We start from the raw sequence: 19,461 nt of genomic DNA on the forward strand, positions 1-19,461 counted from the left end.
GTCAGTCGTCCCCTTCATCGAAGTCGAATGCACTCTGCGAACTGCCTGCAGACGTATCCGTCCGCGCGGCATCGGATATCTCGGGCCAACTGGTGACCAGAGTGTTGAAGCTCAATGCGTCCTTGGTCCAGCCGTTGCTCTCCGCAATGCGGAACAAGAGATGCGCCAGCTCTTTGATGAGGTCGGCGTCGACGGCACCGTCGGGACGACTCAGTGCGCTGCGTAAGAAATCACCCGCTGCGCTGATACCTTCGCCTTCGAGCGTCTTGATCAGGTGGTGCAGCGCCTCCCAGTTGCTGGTGTGGAGGTCGGCGAGAATGTCGTAGTCCGTGCTCAGATCCGACGGCTTGATGAGTTGGACTTTGCCGGCCCGGCTGGTCAGAATACCGCCGCGGTCCATTGAGTCGACAGTGGTGTTGCGGGCGTTGGCGATGTTGTTTGCATCCCCGAAAGTTCCAGTGCCGTAGCCATGTTGGCGGTACCACGCGATCGCGAACCGGCTCGTCGGGTCGAAATCGCCTTCCTGCTCATTAAGCACCTGGTCGAGTATCTCGTTGATTCGCGCCAACGCGGAACGCACCGTCATCTTCGAACCATCAGGCTCGAGAACAGCTGAATAGCGCGAGAACACCGCCATACCGGGCCCTATCGCCGCCTGCGGGAGATCAACGGGTGCGATGGCCCCCTGTTGGAGTTCCTTGAGCGCAGTTGGAAGGTCTGCCCTGAGCGCCTCGACAAACTGACGGCGATCCGTCTGCGGCGCATCCGCTGGACGTGGTCGAAGCGCGAGGACTATAGCTGATGCCAGCGCATTTGTTCCAACGCTGATCATCCGACCGCCTCGTTCACTCCTTAGCGGCCAGGTGGCAGTCACGGCCCAACCAGAGCGAATCATCCCTTCCAGCAGAGTCTCCCAGCCTGTAGACGCTTCTCCAGCCTCTGTGCTCTCTGACTGCTTGAAGGCGTAGTAGACGGTGATCGGGAACCCTGGTACAGCCGATTCGCGCGCGCGGCGGAAGACCTCCCGAAAGCCATCCTCGAAGAATTCCTGCGCTCCATCCTTGCCGCCATGGCGATATGGATTTGCAACTAGTTCATCGGCTTTGGGCACCAGCATGGTTGCCAGCAGATTTGGATGGATGGGTCTCAAGGTACGCCGGAGCCACACATAGAAGAAGTCGGCGAGGTCGGAATATACAATGTTGTCGTAATAGGGCGGGTCGGTGCTTACGAGGGCAGTCTCAGTAATTGCGTCTCGTGCGTCGGCCTGCTTCACCAAGGCCCGTCTCGATGCTGTAGGGACATACTCGATCGCGTTGGCGACTGCGGCCAACATCCTCGTCAGGCTGCCGGAGCTGTCCGCAAATGGATTACCTTCGGCATAGTCCCAAGTCATAGCGATTGCCTGACGGGAGAACATGTTTCGTAGAATTTCCATCTGGGGGTTGCTTGCCCAGGTCGTCATGGTCGATTGATAGTCAGTGAGACGGCTTGCGACGAGGCCCAGGTAGGTACAGATTGCTACGGCGTAATCTTCTGTTCCGCCATCAGAAACGATACGTTCCTTTACCTCCTGCACAAGATCGCTGAATGTTGTAAGTGCAACAAGTTGGCGGTCGCTAAAGTAGTCACCGAAGGTAAAGAACCCATAACGCCTTCCTTGAGCGTTTCCTCCGAACGTGCCGCGACATTCAGCGCCGAGAGATGCATCTCCGGCACGTATCTCAGTTGCGGCGGAAAGGGCTGACTCGGCCGCGACTTCGTCGTCAACCGTTGGTGTTGCGTAGACGCGTCTTCTGTCAGCTACGCCGACCACCGCGAGCATACGGTTGGACGGCTTTTGATGGGTGTCGAGTTGGGCGTGAACCTGCTCGGGCGGAATCGCGCTGCCGCAAATCCAGCACGAGAACTTGGCGCCTTGTCCATGCTTATTGGGTTCTGCATGCCGCGGGCCCGTGGCGATCTCAAAAGTGATACGTCCCTGAATTGGCACGGGGCGCAACCAGATCTCGCGCGCCTTCTTCTTGCTGAGGTCGAGTGATGATAGAAGAGGCACTTCTGCAGCACAGGCCGGGTTTGAGCAGGTGACTGATCGCGCCCATATCCATGCGATAGCCGTCACTTTCGAGCCGTTGGGAAGCGTGGCTTTCGGATAAAGATGGCCTATCCGCCGCTCCGCCTCGTCACGCCACCATGTTCCATATGCCCGAATATCTGCCGCGAGTCCTTCGGCACCCCGCCATGAGCGGATTTCGGATTCGGCGAGTCCTGGGAAGAGTGGGCGTTGGTCGCTGTACTTCTGCGGGATTTCTATCAACGCCTTGTTGATTAATACGGCAACCGGATTCAGATCTGATGCATGTGCCTCAAGGCCGAGCCGCTGAGCCTCGAGTGGGATCGTCCCGCCACCCGCAAACGGGTCAAGGATGGGCGGCGGCTTCCCGTTTGTGGACTTGAGTATCTCTGCGTGTGCCTCGGCGAGGAGTTTCTCATCACGGATGTTTTCCCACACCACCAGGCGCTCGATGAGCTTGTGCAGGCGCTCGCGTTCTTTGCGTTGCAGCTCCTCGGTAGGGAATTCTTCAGGATGTGAGGAGGGATCGTCAACGAGTTGAGCGAACAGCACCGCGCGGGCGGCGGCGAGTGGGCGGCGGGCCCACCACAGATGCAAGGTGGAGGGGTGGCCGTGCCGGATCGACTTCTCTCGGGCTGATTCCCGGTTGATCACTTCCAGAGGCAGCGCGACCTCGATCAGCTTGCGCTTTGGCACTTGGTTTTCGGTCGTCATCAGAATGGCTCAGTTCCCTTGTTCCACATCTTGTTCCAGTCGCCACGCACTCCGGTGGCGGCGAAGTCGCCGAGATCCGTCGAGGCGAATGGGTTGTCTAGATAACGAACTTCGTCATGGGTCGGGCCTCGGGGATCGACTTTGACCAGAGCCAGCCGGTACCGCGGTGCTGCGTTCTTGCCGACGATGACCTCGTTGTGCGTCACGAAGAAGTCGGCGGCGCCATCCAGTCGGGCTTTGACCTCGATGCGGTAGGTGTCACCGCTGGCATCCGAGGACAGGATGTCGAATCCCTTGTTGTTGAACGACTGTTCGACAGGCGAACGGCCCAGCCTTCGCTCCGTCGCCATCACCAGATCGACACCGCGGCGCTCGACTTCTTTGGTCTCTTTGGCGTGGATCGGTGCCGATATGGGCAGGTCGCCGTCGACCATGTCGACGGGCAGAACCAGTGCTGCGGTCATGATGCGCGGCGGCTTGGTTGACATCAAGGCCTGCCTGTCCAGCAATTCAAGACGTTTGCGTAGACGAGCGTCAAGCTCGACCGCCTTCCGGTTGAGGCTCTCGGCAGTCTCCTTCGGCTTCTCGCCGGATCGTTCCTTCTCGGCGGCGACGGCAGCGTCCAGCAGAAGTCGGTCACGTTCTCCTTCAAGCCGTTTCACGACGAGCTCACGCGCCTTGGCGAGTTCGGCTGCACGACGCGGTTGCACCTCAGCGAGGTACTCCGGCAGTCGGGTCGTGATGATCCAACTGGTGGCACGATCCTCGGCCTCTGCCAGCCAGGGGAGTTGGCGCGCCGCGTCAACGGCCGGAGCGTCAGGGGCAGCGACACAATCCAGGTACGGTGCCGGTCCCGCCGGGGTCACCGTACCAAGGCTGTCCACATACGCGTAGCCGAATCGTCGGGACACCGCGGCGCCGGTGGCGTCGCCGACCTCTTCAACGACACCGACCAGAAGATGGGGTTCTTCGAGCGTCGCGGATACCAATACGGTGCCGCTGTTGAGGGTGCCGCCGAAATGCCGGATCGCCTCATCCATCACCGCGTCATGCAGCGAGTGTCCCGGTGCGAGCAGGTCGGCGCGTGTCAGTTCTTCGGAGTGCACGTGTTCCAGGTCGAAGGTGACTCGGTCGTATTTGGTCGCGATCGGTTGGTACTTGCTGGCTCTGAGTTGTGCTGGGACGTTGGCGATCTCGTAGCGACCGCGTTCGCGTTTGGCTATGCGACCACCGAGTCGGGTGAACGCCGCCTTGAATGCGAGCTCGATGTAGTGCGGTTGTAGACGCCGCGCGCGGGCCTCGTCCATGGCGGCACGCAGCTTGGCCAGATCGGCGTCGGCGAGGTGATCCGAGGCCAGGGCGCGTTCGTCGAGCAACTCCTTGAGTCCATCGGCCACCTTGTGGTCGATGACCTCGTGCATCTTCGCTTTCACATCGTCGCGTTCACCGTAGCGGATGGCGTCCAGCAGCAGTTCGCGGAGCGGCGTTTCGGAGAATGCTTCGCCGAGGACATCGAAGACCTTGCCGCCGTATGCCTTTCGCTGCTCTTCGATCTTTTCCAGCAGGCGTTCGAAGACCGCCCCTTCGCGGGTGTTGCTGGCGACGAGGTTCCACAACCGGCAGACTTCTTCTTGGCCGATGCGGTGGATGCGGCCGAATCGCTGTTCGATGCGGTTGGGGTTCCATGGCAGGTCGTAGTTGACCATCAGGTGGGCGGCCTGCAGGTTGAGGCCTTCGCCGGCGGCGTCGGTGGCCAGCAGGATCTGGCAGTCGCGGTTCTTGGTGAACTCCTCGGTGATCACGCGCCGCTCTCTGCGGCGCACCCCGCCGTGGATGGCCTGGACGGCGTTCGGCTTGCCGATTAGCGTCCGAATGCGGCTCGCGAGGTAGTCGAGGGTGTCGCGGTGCTCGGTGAAGATGATGAGCTTGCGCGGCCAGCCGTTGGCGTCGACCGTCAGCGCTTCGTCTTGCAGGATTCTGCTGAGCTCGGTCCACTTACGGTCGGTGCCGGAGTCGCGGACCTGTTTGGCGACCGTCGTAAGGTCTCTCAGTTCGAGCAGTTCGGCATCGAGTTCCTCGACGGTCTGCGCGGCGGTGGCGGCGTCGAGCAGTTCCTCTTCGAGTTCTTCGATCTGTTCGGAGTTGTAGTCGTCGGCGTCGAGTCCTTCGAAATCGATGGTGGGCTCTTTGTCGATGTAGGTGCCGTTGAGGATCTCTTGCTTCTTACGCTCGAGGCGTTCGGTGCGGCGCACGAGGCTCTTGTAGATGGCTTCGGGGCTGGACGCCAGGCGCCGTTGCAGCACCGTGAGGGCGAATCCGACGGTGTTCTTGCGTTTGCCTCCGACCCGGTCGGCCCGATTCATCCCTTCGCGCACGTAGTCGGTGACCTGTTCGTAGAGCGAGTACTCCAGCGCGGTGAGCTCGTAGGGCACGGTCTCGGCGCGGCGCTCGGGGAAGAGCTTCTTCCCCTCGAAGGTCAGCAGGTCTTCTTTGACCATGCGGCGCATGATGCCGTCGGTGTTGGCGGTCTTGGTGTTCTTGCCTTCGAACCGGTCGCGGTCCAGCAAGGTGAGGAAGAGCTGGAAGTCCTCCTCTTTGCCCGAGTGCGGTGTCGCGGTCATCAGCAGTAGGTGCCGGGTAATCTGCCCGAGCAGTTCACCGAGCAGGAAACGTTTCGTCTTTTCCAGCTTGCCGCCGAAGTAGTGGGCACCCATGCGGTGCGCCTCGTCGACGATGATCAGGTCCCACTCCGTTTCCGCGAGCTGGGCCTGCAGCTCCTCGTTGCGTGACAGCTGATCCATCCGGGCGATCAGCAGGGGGTTGGTCTCGAAGACGTTGAGATTGACGTTGGCGTCGATGAGCTGGTTGGTCAGCAGGTCGAACCGCAGCCCGAACTTGAAGAACAGCTCGTCCTGCCACTGCTCGACCAGCCCGCCCGGCGCAACGATCAGGCATTGGCGGACGTCGTCGCGCAGCAGTAGCTCCTTGATGTAGAGGCCGGCCATGATGGTCTTGCCGGCGCCAGGGTCGTCGGCGAGCAGGAAGCGCAACGGGGTGCGGGGGAGAAGCTCGCCGTAGACCGCGCGGATCTGATGGGGGAGCGGCCGGACATCGCTGGTGGCCACCGCCAGCATCGGGTCGAACAGGCCGGCCAGGGTGATCCGCTGGGCCTCGGCGACCATCTTGAAGTCGGTGGCGTTGGCATCGAACGCGCGGCTGCCGGTCTGGGCGACGGTGAGGTTGTCCTGGTCCTTACGGAACACGACCTGCTGGCCGAGTGCGCCGTCGTTCGTCTTGTAGGTCAGCTCAAGGGCGTCGGTGCCGTGCCATTGGGCAAAGATCACCGTGATCACCTGGGCTGGGATCAACCCGGCAATGCGCAGGCCAGGCTTTAACTCTTCCAGCAGCACTGTTTGCCCTCCCCATCAGTTAGCCGGCCCACGCTAGTCCCCGGCACCGACAATATCCGGGGATCCCGCGACTGGTCCCGAGGTCGGCTAGCCTCCGTAGAAATCAAGTGAGGTAACGCGGGGACCATGGGTAGGGACGAACAGCCGTCAACATCTGAAATCGGCGACGAGGTCCGCCGCTGGGTAAAAGCCGCGCAAGCCGTTAGCGCAGCGCGAGTCCAGCTAATTGTTGCCGGAAGCAAGGCTTCCAAAGCGCTGCTGGACTGCATCGTCGAGGCCCGTCGCGACGACAGGGTGCTCTGGTACTTCCTCCCCCTGCGCGTGGGGGACCTCGATCTCGTGCGGGCCGTTGCCGGCAAGGCGACGCTGCCGCATGTCCGGCCCGACGATCGACGGGAGCTTGAGCGGCTAACCACGGAGGTCGCTTCCGCGGTAGAGGACCTGAGCAAGGTCACTGGGTTCGGCCGTCTGCTGCTATTCGGCGGTACCAGGGACAAAGCTAATGAGGCGGCGCGATTCCTCACCGAATACCGCCGGTGGCTCCTTGCCAGCAATATGGGCAGGGTCATTGAGCAGGCCGCACCGATCGACGATCCGCGGATCCACGCGTTGACTGTCGGCGGGGCTCTCGCTGACTGGGTCGGCCTCAAGCAGCAGCTTCCCGGGCACGGTCAGGCCGCGGTGGTCGAGGAATCTCGGTCCTTCGCCATTTTGCCCAACGCCACCGCCGTCATCCGGCACGCGGCCACCGAGGAATCCAAGCTACGCAAAGCTGCGGTGGACGCCGGCAACACCGTCCGCAACGCAGAAACCGATCGCATGCTCGCTGAGATGTCCGTGGAACGGCTCCGCGAAGCCACCCGCGACAAGATCCGTGTCAGCGCTCTGATGGACAACCGCATAACCACCGTGCGAGACGTCCTCGTCAACGAGGGAATTCTGGAGCGTTTCGACGGCATCGGTGCGACGTCCGCCACCCGCATCCGCGCCGCGGCCCGAACACTGAGACAGAACACGTTTGACGAAATGCCCATGCGCATTGACATCAAGAATCGCAGCCGGGAGCACACCGAATTCCTGCGCAGTCTCCGCAGCTGGGACGCCGCGCGCCGGGCATCCGCGTCGCCCGCGGATATGGCGATCGTCGAAGAACTGGCACCTGTCGCGGCTGCCATCAATAAGACGGTCAACTATGCCATAGTCGTCCCCACGGCACTATCGACTATCGACGACTTCCGGGACGCCGTCCAGATCGTTGCCCAAACAGCTCGCGCGATCGCGGACGCCCAAGACGCGGCAACAACAAGTGATCCGTGGGAAGACTTCCTCGCACGACCCGCTGACTACTTCGCCTTGCTGGCCGAACTCGGCTTCATCACCGAAGACGATGAAAAGACCCATGGCGATCTTCCGGCCGAGATCATCGATGCGGTCCGCAATTTCGAGCTGAAGGGTGACTACCTCAGTGCGTCGCTTCGTGGTTACCAGAGCTTCGCGGCGCGGTTCTCGCTGGTCCAAAGAAAAGTCATTATCGGCGATGAAATGGGCCTGGGTAAGACCGTCGAAGCCATTGCGGCACTGGCGCACCTTCGCGCGAAGGGAGACCAGAACTTTCTTGTGGTATGCCCGGCTGCGGTGGTGACCAACTGGGTCCGCGAGGTCACCGCCAAATCCAAACTGCCCGCCCACCGCTTACACGGGCCTGACCGGCAGTGGGCAGCCAAGAACTGGGAACGAAACGGCGGCGTTGGCGTCACCACTTTCGAGACCCTGCGCTGGCTCAATGACGAGGTCTCAATGCCGGCACTTAGCTGTGTCGTCGTTGACGAAGCGCACTACATCAAAAACCCGGATGCACTCCGTTCGCAACGAACTGTGCAGCTGATCAACGCCTGCGAGCGAGCGATTCTTCTGACGGGAACACCACTGGAGAATCGATTGGACGAGTTCCGCAACCTCGTTGGATACCTCCGCCCCGACCTAGTGCTGGACGCAAACGAGTTCGCTCCCAAGAAATTCCGCAGACAAGTGGCCCCAGCGTACCTCCGCCGAAATCAGGAAGATGTGCTTGCCGAGTTGCCCGAGCTCGTCGAGGTCGATGAGTGGATGCCGATGTCGCGAGAGGACACATCTGCTTACCGCGCCGCTGTCGAGCAGGGAAACTTCATGGCGATGCGTCAAGCGGCGATGTGGCAAGGGGTCAAGTCGACGAAGATGCAACGCCTGGTGGAAATTGTCGCCGAGGCGGAATCCAACGGCCGTCGCGTGGTCGTCTTCTCGCACTTCCTTGGAGTCCTCGACGACGTGGCGCGGCACATGCCCGGCCGAGTCTTCGGGCCTCTCACCGGATCGGTTGCCGCCAATCAACGCCAGGTTATAGTTGATGACTTCTCCGCCGCCAAGAAGGGCGCTGTGCTGGTCGCCCAAATCGTCGCCGGCGGTGTGGGTTTGAATATTCAGGCGGCATCGGTCGTAGTCATCTGCGAACCGCAGCTCAAGCCGACCACGGAATGGCAGGCCATTGCCCGAGCGCACCGGATGGGACAGTTGGAATCCGTGCAGGTTCATCGGCTGCTGTCGGACGAGGGCGTGGATCAGAGAATCCGCGAGCTTCTTGCCACCAAGAAGGAACTCTTCGACAACTTCGCCCGTGAGGGCGACATAGCCGCAGCCGCTCCAGAAGCCTACGACGTCACCGAAGCGCAATTAGCTCGCGACATCATCGCCGCTGAGCGCGAACGCATCGCGGCGCCAGCCGCGCTGTCGCCGGGCGTATCGACATCGAAATCCACTGGTGGTCATAGCGCGCAGAGACTGGTGGATCGGCAGAGCTCCGCGCCGGAGTTCTCACAAGATTGGCCGGAACCTGGTAGGGGCACGTCGCAAATCAACCCAAGTGGCGTTGTGGGGCCAGGAACGTTAGTCAGGAATGAGCCCCGCTCAGCAAACAGGCCCACCGGGCAGATGCTCGACGCCAATTCGCGGCACGACTTGCGGGCAGGGGATTCGGCGGGTCAACAACAAATTGCCGATCCTGGCCGGCTGGCACTGGCGCCGTACCCAGAATTCTCCGATGTCCTGCCGCCGATCTCGCAAACTCCACCGGAACGCATCGTTGACTACATCGTTCGAATCATAAGCGTGGAGGGTCCAGTGACCGGCTGGCGGCTACACCAGGTATACCGACAACGCGCAACGGGCCGGGAGTCGCACGCTGAGTTCTCTCGTCTAGTGAACCGCGCGATATCGGCTGCCGAGGGTCAGCGGCGCATTGTCTCGGAAAATCCCTTGAGTCAACCCGGGAACAAGCCGAGGACCTTTTTCCTGCGGCGTCAACCCACAACGGCGGCAAGACAGTTAGGACCGCGGACCATTGATGTCGTACCACCATCGGAATTGGTGCAGTACTGCCAAGAAGTGTCTGGCAATCGTAGGCTATCCGAGGACGAACTAGTACATGGACTGCAACAGCTGTTGGGTGACGGTCTGTCCATTGCTGATGTACGGCAGGTAACTGCCGTAGTGGGACACCTCGTTAGACAGAGAAACAGTGGCTGAACCGATTTCTTGTGAACCTGTAAGGAGGGCTAGCGCAATGCCTTTGTCAGCTCGAGAGTGTTCACGTTGTGGTCTTGAGTCGGCGGGTAAGAAAAAGTTCGGCTTGTGTGGCAAGTGCAGCTACGAAGACAAGTACTGGGTCAAAATACATAGGAATCTGCGGAACTGTTATCGGATGCACGGCTTCGAGACGCCGCGCGCGAGTCACAGTGACTACCTTGCAGTAGTCGCCTACTACTGGGGTGCGCTAAACCAGCGTGAGCGTGAAAGGGTGATCGCTGAACTTGTCGCGCACGGCTATTCGGCTGCTCAAACTGAACCGTTTGAAGCGTTGGCGGATGTGCTAATCGGTGCATTACGAGGAACGGCGAAGGAGTACTGGCGTGGGACTGCCTCGCAGAGCGTCCACACTGTCCGCGGAGGATTGCCCGGCCTCGGGCGCCGCTCGTAGTGTCCAATTCATGGAGATGAGTGACGATTTGTACGCCCTGGTGAATGCAACCATCCGGCCTGGGAGTGAGCGATGGTGTGACTGCATTTTCCAGCTACCGTCGAAGCTGTATCGCGCGCAGTTCGAACTGTCGGAAGCGTGATGAATCAGGTGAGCGAGCCGGCTGAGGCGTTGGCGCTGATTGGTGGTATCGGTATCACCCACGGCATCTGTGGGCGTCTTGCTGAGGCATCGAAACGGGTCCTGGCCATCGGCGTCCCCACGCTGGTGCCGTTGGGGATCATTGCGGTCGGATCTGCATGAGCGCAGCCGAGTTCAATGATGCTTTGTTCGACCAGGTCTCGGAAGTAGTGAGCCCTGGTACTGCGATCCTGACGCTGTCCACCAATAGCCTCAACAGGATCACAGCCGTGGAGCGCAAGGGAGTGTGGGTGGAGACTGAGCGCTCGATGAGGCTTGGGACAGGACCGCAGTTGGTGCCGGCATGGATGATCACCGCGGCGTGGAACAGGTTGCGCGACAAGGGGGAGCTGAGTCAACAGGAATTACTCAACGAGTTGAACGTCAAGCGGTCGGCATTTGTGTGTGCACTGTTAGCGAAGTTTCCGGGTGTGCACATTCGGTCCACCCGGCCAACTCTTCTCGAGTTGTACGAGGCTTAGGTCATGGTCCATTCAGCTGGATGGGAGTTCTGAACCACCCAGTGTTTGATGCGCACCGGTTACTGGTGTGCTCTTCCGCGCTCGACACCGGCTGATTCGAATCCAAACGCTGACGGCGGGCCTTGTCACCGCTCAACCCGGCAGGCACTTAAAGACTGGTGGGCGATCAGAGCCCAAGTGCCCTCCGCGCCAACGCGGCTGCCCCCGCACTGACCACATCCCGCCGACGCAAGGTGACAGGCTGATCGGTGACGTTGATGAGAACCTCGTAGACGGGGAGGTAGCGCACGGCGGATCCGGTGACGGGAGTCCCGTTCGCGTGGCGCCAGCCGAGTTCGGTGAGGATCGCGGCGATTGTGCTCAGCGGCAGTTGAGCGTCCGGGGAAGCCCCTGCGTACGCGAGCGTCAGCAGGCTGGCCTGCACGTGGAATTCATCGCTGGCCTTGGGGTTCAACCGACTGGCCAGGTGCTCGCACAACGCGTTGACATCGCGCTGGGCGGCCTGACCGGTCTTGGTCAACAATAGGCGGCCCTTGTACTTCCGCAGCAGTCCGAAGTCCTGCAGCATCTCGCGGAACTGCAGCAGCGGGTAACAGTGCGCCTCGCGGTTTTTCGCTCCGATCCAATCCGCCATCACGGGGACCACTTTCGACGCCTCCACCACGTCAGCCGGTTTGAGATAGCCCGCGCCGGTCAGCGGGATACCGCCGTCTGCCGCCCGATCTAAGAACCACTGGAAGCCGCGCAGGTGGCCGACCATATCGGCCGCCTCCAGCGAAGCTGGTGCGGCGGTCAGCGCGAGCGCCGCCTGAGACAGGCTGTCGCCATGCGCGGTGTAGCCGAGCCGATGAACCAGGTCGACCAGACGCGGGTCGACTTTCGCTTCGCGCAACACGAAGTACGGGCCGCGCAGCGCGTCGTTGATCCGATCCTTCTCGAAGCGGGCAGGGTCGGGAGGCACCTCGGCGAGGCTCACCGCGTCGACCAGGTGCCCGCAGTCCTCCGGCGGGGCGGCCCGTTCACCGTCGACGACCAGCGCCGCGGCATACTCGCCCTCGGCGGGCAGCACCTGCTCCAGGCGCAGCGTCAGCTCCCAGTTGTCGCCGTAGTCGTAGAGGTAGTGCAGCGCATCGCCGGGAGCAGTGAGGGTTTCGTCCAGATGGGTCTCGGCGGCGGGAAGGCCGTCGTCCACGGCGTCGGCGTCGGCGACGTCGTACGGGCACAGAAACAGCTGGCTGTCCCAGTCGAACGCGCCGCCGCCGAGTGAGAAGCGGTGCAAATGGGAGTCGGTCCAGCCGAACGCCACCTGCAGGACCTGATGCACGACGTCCAACGTCAGATCCGAGCGAAAATCGATACGCCGCCAGATCGGCGGATCGGCGTCGTCGATGTCCACCCTGACCCGGTAGACGACGACATCACTTCGCCGCGGGTGCCGCAGATCGGGCCGTGTCTCCGGGTCGGTCACCAACCGCAGGTGTCGTCGGCGCGTGTTCATCGTGATCACTGTAGAGCCGTGCCGGTCGCGGGGGACTGTGCTCATCGGGCACCATGACGCCATGCCGTTATCGGAGACGATGCTGCTCGAGGTGGCCGGCGATCGGATCTTTGCCCGCGGTGAAGACTACGTCCGCTACGTCCGTGGTCTGCGGGTCGCCGCCGACAAGGCACATGCGTCGGTCCAGGCCAAGAGCGTCTACACCGTGGAACTGGACTGGTCCGGTCCACTGCCCGCCGGTTCCTGTACCTGCCTTCATCACGCCGACGGTCACTTCTGCAAGCATCTGGTCGCGGTCGGGCTCGCCGCAATCGACCGCGGTGAAGGCGCCTCGGACATCACACCGGAATCTGCGGTGCAGGCAGCGGTGGAGGCGATGGATGTCCACGAGCTCCGCGACCTCGTCATGACGCTCGCACAGCGCGACGGCGAAGTTCGCCGCATGCTGGAGGTACGTGCGACGGCTGAGTCCGGGGACGACGCGGCCGCCAAGGCGGACTTCGAAAATTACGTGCGAAATGCGTTGCAGCTCTACGGCTTCACCGACTACCGGGAATCCTTCGTGGTGGCCGAAACGGCGGGACGGGTGCTCGACGAGCTGGAGAATCACCTGAACGACGGGGCCGCCGAGATCGTGCGGCCGGCCCTGTTGTCTGCGGTGACGCTGCTGCGCTCGATCACCGAGCACGCCGACGACTCGTCGGGAGCTATCGGAGGTGAATGCCAGCGGGCTGCCGAGCTGTACGCGCGGGCCTGTCGGGAAGGTGCGCCCGACCCGGTCGAACTCGCCACGTGGCTGGTGACGTTCCGTGCCGACTCGCCCGGATGGCCGGATGTGGCGTTGGCGGACTTTGTCGACGCGTTCGACGACCACGCGCTCGAAGTCTACCGCCGGGCGGTAATCGAACTCGATCACAAACTCGCAGAAGGCGATCGCTGGAACCGCTTCCACGTCGACACGATGCTGCTGGAGCTCGCCGACCACGACGGCGACGTCGATCGGGCGGTCAAGCTGCTGAACGAGCGCGAACATCCTCAGTACGGGGCGATCGTCGCCCGGTTGCGGGCCGCCGGGCGTGACGGCGAGGTTCTCACGTGGATCGATCGCGCCGTGGCGGAGGGACGCGTCAGCGGGCACAGCGGCGGCAACGCGTACCGGCTGAGCCCCGTCGATGTCGCGCGTACCTATCAAACACACGGCCGCGTCGAGGACGCGATCGACGTCCTGCGCAACGACTTCGTCAGGCAGCCCTCGGTCCGTTCCTATCAGGCGCTGTGCGGCTTCGCCGCAGGTATCGGCCGCGGCGACACTGAACGCGAATGGGCGTTCGATCATGCGCGACAGCTCGCCGCGGACCGCCCGGATGGCGGCGCGGTTCTGGTTCAGCTGTTTCTGAGCGAAGGCGAACTCGATGCCGCCTGGGACGCCGCCGACCGCTACGGTCCCGGCTGGGCGTGGAAGGAGCTCGCCGACCGCGGCGCCGAGGCACGGCCGGTTGCCGCTGCCGACCTGTACCGGCCGCAACTCGAGGAGGATCTTCGACACGCCAACACCCGGCTCTACCCCGGTATCGCCGCGACCCTGGCGACCATGGCTGAGCTCTACGAACGTGGCGGGCGCAGTGACGATTTCGCGGCTCTCATCGCGCAGATCCGCCAGGACTATGGTCGGCGACCGTCGCTGATGAAGGCGCTCAAGGCCCGAGGCCTCTGATGGCCAGATGCGCGGGACGGAACCTCCGTCACCCGCCCGGCCAGCGATTGGCGAGCGGCGCCGGTGTCCAGCCAGGCCACCAGACCGAACCCACTGCAATGCCGGTAGCGAGCTGAGCGACGATACGCGGACCCCGGATCGCGCTGTTGTCGTAGAACGTTGCCTCGTCCGCCCGACCCGCCGCGGTGGCGACCAACTCCCACAACCGTTGGTAGCGCTGCCGGTTCTTGGAGTCGGGGAGGACTTGCCCGCGCCATTGGATCCGACGACGAGGTCGAGGCGCTTCACCGTCGTGCCTCTTCGCGCGGCCGACACCGTGCCGTAATCGGCCCTTGCGAGACGCTCCTGAAAGAACCTCTCGGAGTGTGCCGACATGTCGGCGCTCGTGCGTAGCGTCCGCGTCATGAGTGACGGACGTAGGAACCGCAAGATGAAGCAGGCGCGACGCGATGCGCGTCGTGCAAAGAAGCGCCGGGTGGATGCCGTCCCCGAGCCGCCTCCCGATGATCGGTCGCTGATCTCGTTCGCGATGGAGAACCCGTGGGGTCTCTTGATGTTCGCGAGCGAGAAAGTCGAGGCGGCGAAGCCAGACCCGTTCTCGAATTGGCGGTCTGATCAACGCACTTCAGTAGACTTCGGTCACCTCCTCCAGAATTTCCTCAACGCTCCCCATTCCGAGAGCGCGTTGCTCGTCGCGCTGTTCAGTGAGCTGTTGGACGACCAGGAGCTGCAGCAGCGCTATCGGGTGGCGCTAGACGCGTACCAGGGGCCGCTACCGCCGTGGGTCGCCGGGCTCCGCGAGGTCGAGGTTCATCGGGCGGTGCGTCACTCATATGTGCTCGGAGATTTCGACGAGCTCTGGATCGGTGCCCGCCTCGCCGACGGGCGGGAAGCGACCTGCGTGATCCGGATGGAGCACCTCGAAGACTCCGAGATCGTCGATGCAGACCTCTGGGTGGACGCGATCGACATCCACGTGCGGCGAAGCTCCAATGCTGACTTCACCACCGTGGACATGAGCCTCGCTGATGCGCGGGCGTGGATCGAACGCAGCCTGCAGCAGAAGTTCGTCTTCCGAAAGACTGCGACGTGGCCTGGTTGCCGTCCGCTGGTGCGATGGCTGGTCGGTCATATGCCGGGAGGGCGGCGACGGGTACCAGTGGTCGGGTTCGGCATGGGGATCGGGTAGGGAGTTGGCCGACGAGTTCTTCGCATGCGAGGCCGGCGCAGGCTTCGATCGCCGTGACCACCTGCTGCTGTTGACGGACCTCATGGAATCCGGGACGAGGGACCCCCTGCGGTGGAGCGCCCGGCGCGTCGAGCATGTGCTCGAATCGTCGACGCTCCACGACCACTCGTTAAAGGTCCTCCTCGAGGTACCCGCCCTCCTGCGGGCATTCATCCCGTTCGCGCACCAGCGCAGCGGGATCCGTGACGGCTTGACTGCAGAGGCCCTGGCCGCCCTCGATGAGAGCCAGATGGGTGACGGGTTGAGCGTCGCGGGATAGACGCGGGTCGTCAACTGTCGTCCACGCGAGCTCGGCTTACTCCAGCCCCAGCGCCGCCCTGAGCCGATCCGCATTCATCGCGTGCCGGCCTGCGTCGGTCGGGAAGGAGTCGAGTAGCCGGATCAGATCAGGCCGGCGGGTCGGGTCGTCGGCAGCCTGGCGCGGAGTGTGCCCGTCGAGCGCAGGAATCGACTCGTCGAGCCACTTCGCCTCGTAATCCAGGATCATCGCATCGAGCAGCGCGGCCACATGCGGATCGTCCGTGTCCACCGCGCCCTGAGCGGTTACCGGCATCTTCGCTGCCATCTCGCGTGGGTCGTCCATCAGTTCGCGGATGTCGTCGACGATCCGCATCTCGGGATCGAGGCGCTTAAGCGTGGCCAGCACCCGGTTCATCCGTTCCTCGCTGTTGGTCTCCACCCGCAGCGTGTCCCCGTCGAGCACCACCGTCGCGCGGATCCGCTGCATGCCGTCGGTGGTGACATGCTCAAACCACTGCGGCAACTCCGCGTCCTCGACCCTGTCGTAGGTGTCGTCGAGCGCGGATTCGATCCGCGCCGAATCACTCACGCGGACAACCGCTTCACAGATCATCAGCGGATCACCCTCGGTATTGGTCAGCGTCGGCGGAGCGAACCGGGCGCTCAGGAACGCGACGATCTCCACGGGGTCAGGTCCCTCGTCGAGAAGCTCGATCAGCGCGCTGCGCTGATGCAGCGCAACGGGTTCCACTCCGCCGAAGAGCTGCGCGGTGCCGTCGCCGACCGGTAACACCCGGGTACAGATCAGATGTCCTGCCTTGAGCTGCCGGCTGGCGGTGCGCTCCCGCACCTCGTGCACGTCGCCGGTGCGGACGTCGCGCACCGTGAGCCCGAGACCGGGACTCACCGCCTCGACCTCGAACAGCGAGCGTTCGATCAGCAGCCACTGCTCTGCCAGCGACCGCTCGTCATCGGGCAGCAGCGGGCCGCGAACAACCAGGAAGTCTTCGAATACTTCGCCTTCACACAGCGCAGCATCGACGATCAGCGGGTCGACCATCTCGTCGGACGCATCCTGATGTCGGGTGCGTTCATAGTTCAGCTCGGCGATCAGGCCGCGCCACTCGCCCGCCACCGCATGCTGCGCGGCCTTCGCGTACAGCCACCCCACCCGCTCCGGTAGCGACAACTCCTCCTTGCCGAGATGGCACTTCTTGTACTTGCGCCCCGACCCGCACCAGCACGGTTCGTTGCGGCCCACATCGGGGCGCGCCTCGGCCCGATGGCTGCGCAGCAACAAGAGCATCGGATCGTCGGGCGCGGCACCCGCCCGATGGAGCAACGCCAACCCGCGCTCGACGTCACCGCGGTCGGAGGCGATCCGGGCCAGGTCGTACAGCGGCAACGGCCAGTCGGTGTCCATCGTCTCGGCGGCCAGCAGCTCCCGCTCGGCCGCCTCGATATCGCCGATGCGTTCCAGCGCCACCGCGCGCAGCCAGCGGAACGCGACCCGGGCGCGGCGCGGCACCTGCGGCTCCAGCGTCTCGGCGAACAACCCCAGCGCCGCGGCGCCATCAGGGTTGCGGCCCAGTGTTTCGGCTACCAGCACCTCAGCCAGATGCGGATCGGCGAGCTCGGCTCCGAACTCGGCGACCAGCTCCCGGTAACCCTCGGTGGTTGGCGCCGGCGCGTCCTCGTCGGGTGCCTCTTCTTCGTCAGAGAAAGTCGTCGTGATCAGCTGTGACATCTGCTCGTAGACCGTGACCAGCGTGCGTAGGGCGAGTGCGGCATCCTCGTCGATGTCGTACCGCTTGCTCATCACCTCGCAGTCCAGCTCGAAGCGCCAGCGGTCGTAGTCGAAGCCTGCGGGGGCGAGCACGTCGAGGCGGCGCACCAGGTTGTGGTCGTCGGCGATCTCCGACAGCGGCGGCACGGGCTCGGTGAACAGCGTCGGATCCGCCGAACACGCGCTCCACACCGCGGAATCGAACGGCGTCGGCTCGTCAGGGTCCAGGGTGGCCGCCAGTGCGGCGCCTACCTGCGGCGCCGGGTCCGCGGTCACTTTCGACAGGGTGAGTCCCGCAGGCGTCAACCTCAGACCGACCAGGTCACCTGCTGCGAGGCCGAGGCCGCGCAACGTGCCCGGCGGCAGGACCAGCGCGCCGCCGTCGTCGACCATGTCCAGCGGGACGTCGCGCTCGTCGAGCACCCCATCGTCGAACGCCGGTAACGCGACGCTGACGGGGGTGCCGTCGGCCAGCTGCGCGTACTCCTCGAACTCGCAGAGGTGGGCGATCGGGTCGAGGTCCGGGGTGACGAGCAGGATGTCGTGCGCTATCTCCTGGGCGTCGACCCGGTGCGTGAATATCCGGCCGGCCAGCAGCGCGGGCAGCCACACCCAGCTCTCATCGGCTAATGGCACTGCAGCACAATTGATCTCGTTCAACAAGTGCGGGAGTACATCCTCCGCATTCCGGATACCTGCCTCGCTCAGCCGGTGCGCGATGTCGTCCTCGTGCAGTGGGCCGTGCTCACTGAGGATGCGGGCGAGGGCGTCGGTGGGATCAAGCTGTGCTGCCACGCCGACCACGGTAGGCGATTGCGCCGGCGCTCGGCGATCTCGGTGACCTCGCGCTGGGCTGGGTGACGCCTCGCCCCGCCGGGCTTCAGTGCAGGTCACGCGACCTTTGTACGTCCGAATGCGAACCTGGATGCCCGCTGTGAGACCCGAGGCCTTAGGCTGCTGTGCTGATACCGACGGTGGCTGGACTACCGATCTACGCAACCCCACCCGAGGAAACCCCCGATGGCGATCGCCGATGTCTCCGACTACACCCATCTCAGCAAGCAAGACATCGATGCGATCGCCGACGAACTCGACGCGATTCGCCGTGACGTCGAGGAGTCGCTCGGGACACAGGACGCGGCGTACATCCGTCGTACGATCGCCTTCCAGCGCGCGCTCGACGTCGGGGCGCGCCTGCTGATCGCCACCAGCCGGTCGAAGACCGGGTGGGTACTGGGCACCGCATCGTTGGCCTACGCGAAATCCGTCGAGAACATGGAGCTCGGCCACAACATCTCCCACGGCCAGTGGGACTGGATGAACGACCCGGAGATCCACTCCAGCAACTGGGAGTGGGACATGGTGGGGTCGTCAGCGCAATGGCGGTACTCGCACAACTATCGGCATCACGTCTTCAGCAATGTGCTCGGCATGGACGAGGACATCGGCTATCGCTGGCTGCGGGTGACGCCGGAGCAGCCGTGGCGTCGGATCTACCTATCGACCCCGGTGCGAAACCTGGTGCTGGCAGCGATGTTCGAATGGGGGATCGCCCTGCACGGCCTGCGCTCGGAGCGGGACCGGGGCGAGACGCCCGCTGCCGTCGCCGTGCAGGAGCGGAAGTTCCTCGCCAAGGCCGTCCGCCAATTGAGCAAGGACTATGTGGTTCTGCCGGCCTTGAGTCTTCGACGTTGGCGTCGAACTCTCGCCGCCAACCTCACCGCGAATCTACTCCGCAACGTGTGGGTGTATGTGAACATCATCTGCGGGCACATCCCCGACGGCGCAGAGACATTCGACCCGGCAGTGCTCGACGGCGAGACCAAAGGCGAGTGGTATCTGCGACAGATGCTCGGGGCGGCGAACTTCAAAGCCGGCCCGCTGCTGGCCTTCTCGGGCGGTCACCTGTGCTATCAGATCGAACACCACCTGTTCCCTGACCTGCCAAGCAACCGCCTCGCCCAAGTCAGCGTCCGCGTGCGGGAACTGTGCGAGAAGTACGACCTGCCGTACAACACCGGATCGTTCCCGCGCCAGTACTTCCGGACGCAGCGGACCATCCACAAGCTCGCGGTCCCCGACGGTCTTTTGACCGCACGCTGACA

Annotated in this window: 11 protein-coding genes; 7 read left to right on the plus strand and 4 right to left on the minus strand. The window is 63.4% G+C overall.

The genetic code is table 11. The features are described 5' to 3' along the window. Position 1: 1 nt before the first annotated feature. Together BST38_RS21920 and BST38_RS21925 are read right to left on the minus strand one after the other, a co-directional pair. The gene (locus tag BST38_RS21920) at positions 2-2,788 is read right to left on the minus strand and encodes a DUF1156 domain-containing protein (protein WP_083145595.1); all 2,787 of its coding nucleotides are present in this window, start codon (positions 2,786-2,788) and stop codon (positions 2-4) included. Beyond that, on the minus strand, positions 2,788-6,198 hold the full coding sequence (locus tag BST38_RS21925; RefSeq protein ID WP_083145596.1) for a helicase-related protein: 3,411 nt from the start codon (positions 6,196-6,198) through the stop codon (positions 2,788-2,790). Before BST38_RS21925 ends, BST38_RS21920 begins: the two co-directional genes overlap by 1 nt. Before the next feature lie 126 nt (positions 6,199-6,324). Here BST38_RS21925 and BST38_RS21930 point away from each other — a divergent pair, with 126 nt between their 5' ends. The 3 genes from BST38_RS21930 (at position 6,325) to BST38_RS21935 (ending at position 10,869) form a co-directional block, all read left to right on the plus strand. Beyond that, complete coding sequence (locus BST38_RS21930) at positions 6,325-9,756, plus strand: DEAD/DEAH box helicase (protein ID WP_083145597.1); 3,432 nt, start codon at positions 6,325-6,327, stop codon at positions 9,754-9,756. Positions 9,757-10,345: 589 nt separating this feature from the next. Next, on the plus strand, positions 10,346-10,510 hold the full coding sequence (locus tag BST38_RS29430) for a hypothetical protein (RefSeq protein ID WP_165761622.1): 165 nt from the start codon (positions 10,346-10,348) through the stop codon (positions 10,508-10,510). Further along, on the plus strand, positions 10,507-10,869 hold the full coding sequence (locus BST38_RS21935) for a hypothetical protein (protein WP_083145598.1): 363 nt from the start codon (positions 10,507-10,509) through the stop codon (positions 10,867-10,869). The genes BST38_RS29430 and BST38_RS21935 overlap by 4 nt, the downstream gene beginning before the upstream one ends. Before the next feature lie 166 nt (positions 10,870-11,035). On the opposite strand, the gene BST38_RS21940 is transcribed toward BST38_RS21935, so the two are convergent. Then, positions 11,036-12,367: a plasmid pRiA4b ORF-3 family protein gene (locus BST38_RS21940; RefSeq protein WP_083145642.1), complete on the minus strand. Its 1,332-nt coding sequence runs from the start codon at positions 12,365-12,367 to the stop codon at positions 11,036-11,038. 61 nt (positions 12,368-12,428) lie between these two features. Here BST38_RS21940 and BST38_RS21945 point away from each other — a divergent pair, with 61 nt between their 5' ends. From BST38_RS21945 to BST38_RS29710, 3 genes are all read left to right on the plus strand, one after another. Further along, entirely contained in the window at positions 12,429-14,081 is a 1,653-nt protein-coding gene (locus tag BST38_RS21945; RefSeq protein ID WP_133057254.1) for an SWIM zinc finger family protein, read from the plus strand. A gap of 403 nt (positions 14,082-14,484) precedes the next feature. Then, complete coding sequence (locus BST38_RS21955; RefSeq protein WP_237160877.1) at positions 14,485-15,270, plus strand: hypothetical protein; 786 nt, start codon at positions 14,485-14,487, stop codon at positions 15,268-15,270. 4 nt (positions 15,271-15,274) lie between these two features. Continuing rightward, positions 15,275-15,589, plus strand: a complete 315-nt coding sequence (locus BST38_RS29710; protein WP_237160878.1) for a hypothetical protein — start codon at positions 15,275-15,277, stop codon at positions 15,587-15,589. 36 nt (positions 15,590-15,625) lie between these two features. Here BST38_RS29710 and BST38_RS21960 read toward each other — a convergent pair whose 3' ends face one another. Then, positions 15,626-18,151, minus strand: coding sequence for an SEC-C domain-containing protein (locus BST38_RS21960; protein WP_083145643.1), 2,526 nt, complete (start codon positions 18,149-18,151; stop codon positions 15,626-15,628). A gap of 225 nt (positions 18,152-18,376) precedes the next feature. Here BST38_RS21960 and BST38_RS21965 point away from each other — a divergent pair, with 225 nt between their 5' ends. Continuing rightward, the gene (locus tag BST38_RS21965; RefSeq protein WP_083145600.1) at positions 18,377-19,459 is read left to right on the plus strand and encodes a fatty acid desaturase family protein; all 1,083 of its coding nucleotides are present in this window, start codon (positions 18,377-18,379) and stop codon (positions 19,457-19,459) included. The last annotated feature ends 2 nt before the right edge of the window (positions 19,460-19,461 follow it).

The organism is Mycolicibacterium parafortuitum (genome assembly GCF_002086815.1).
In the GTDB taxonomy this organism is placed as follows: domain Bacteria; phylum Actinomycetota; class Actinomycetes; order Mycobacteriales; family Mycobacteriaceae; genus Mycobacterium; species Mycobacterium parafortuitum.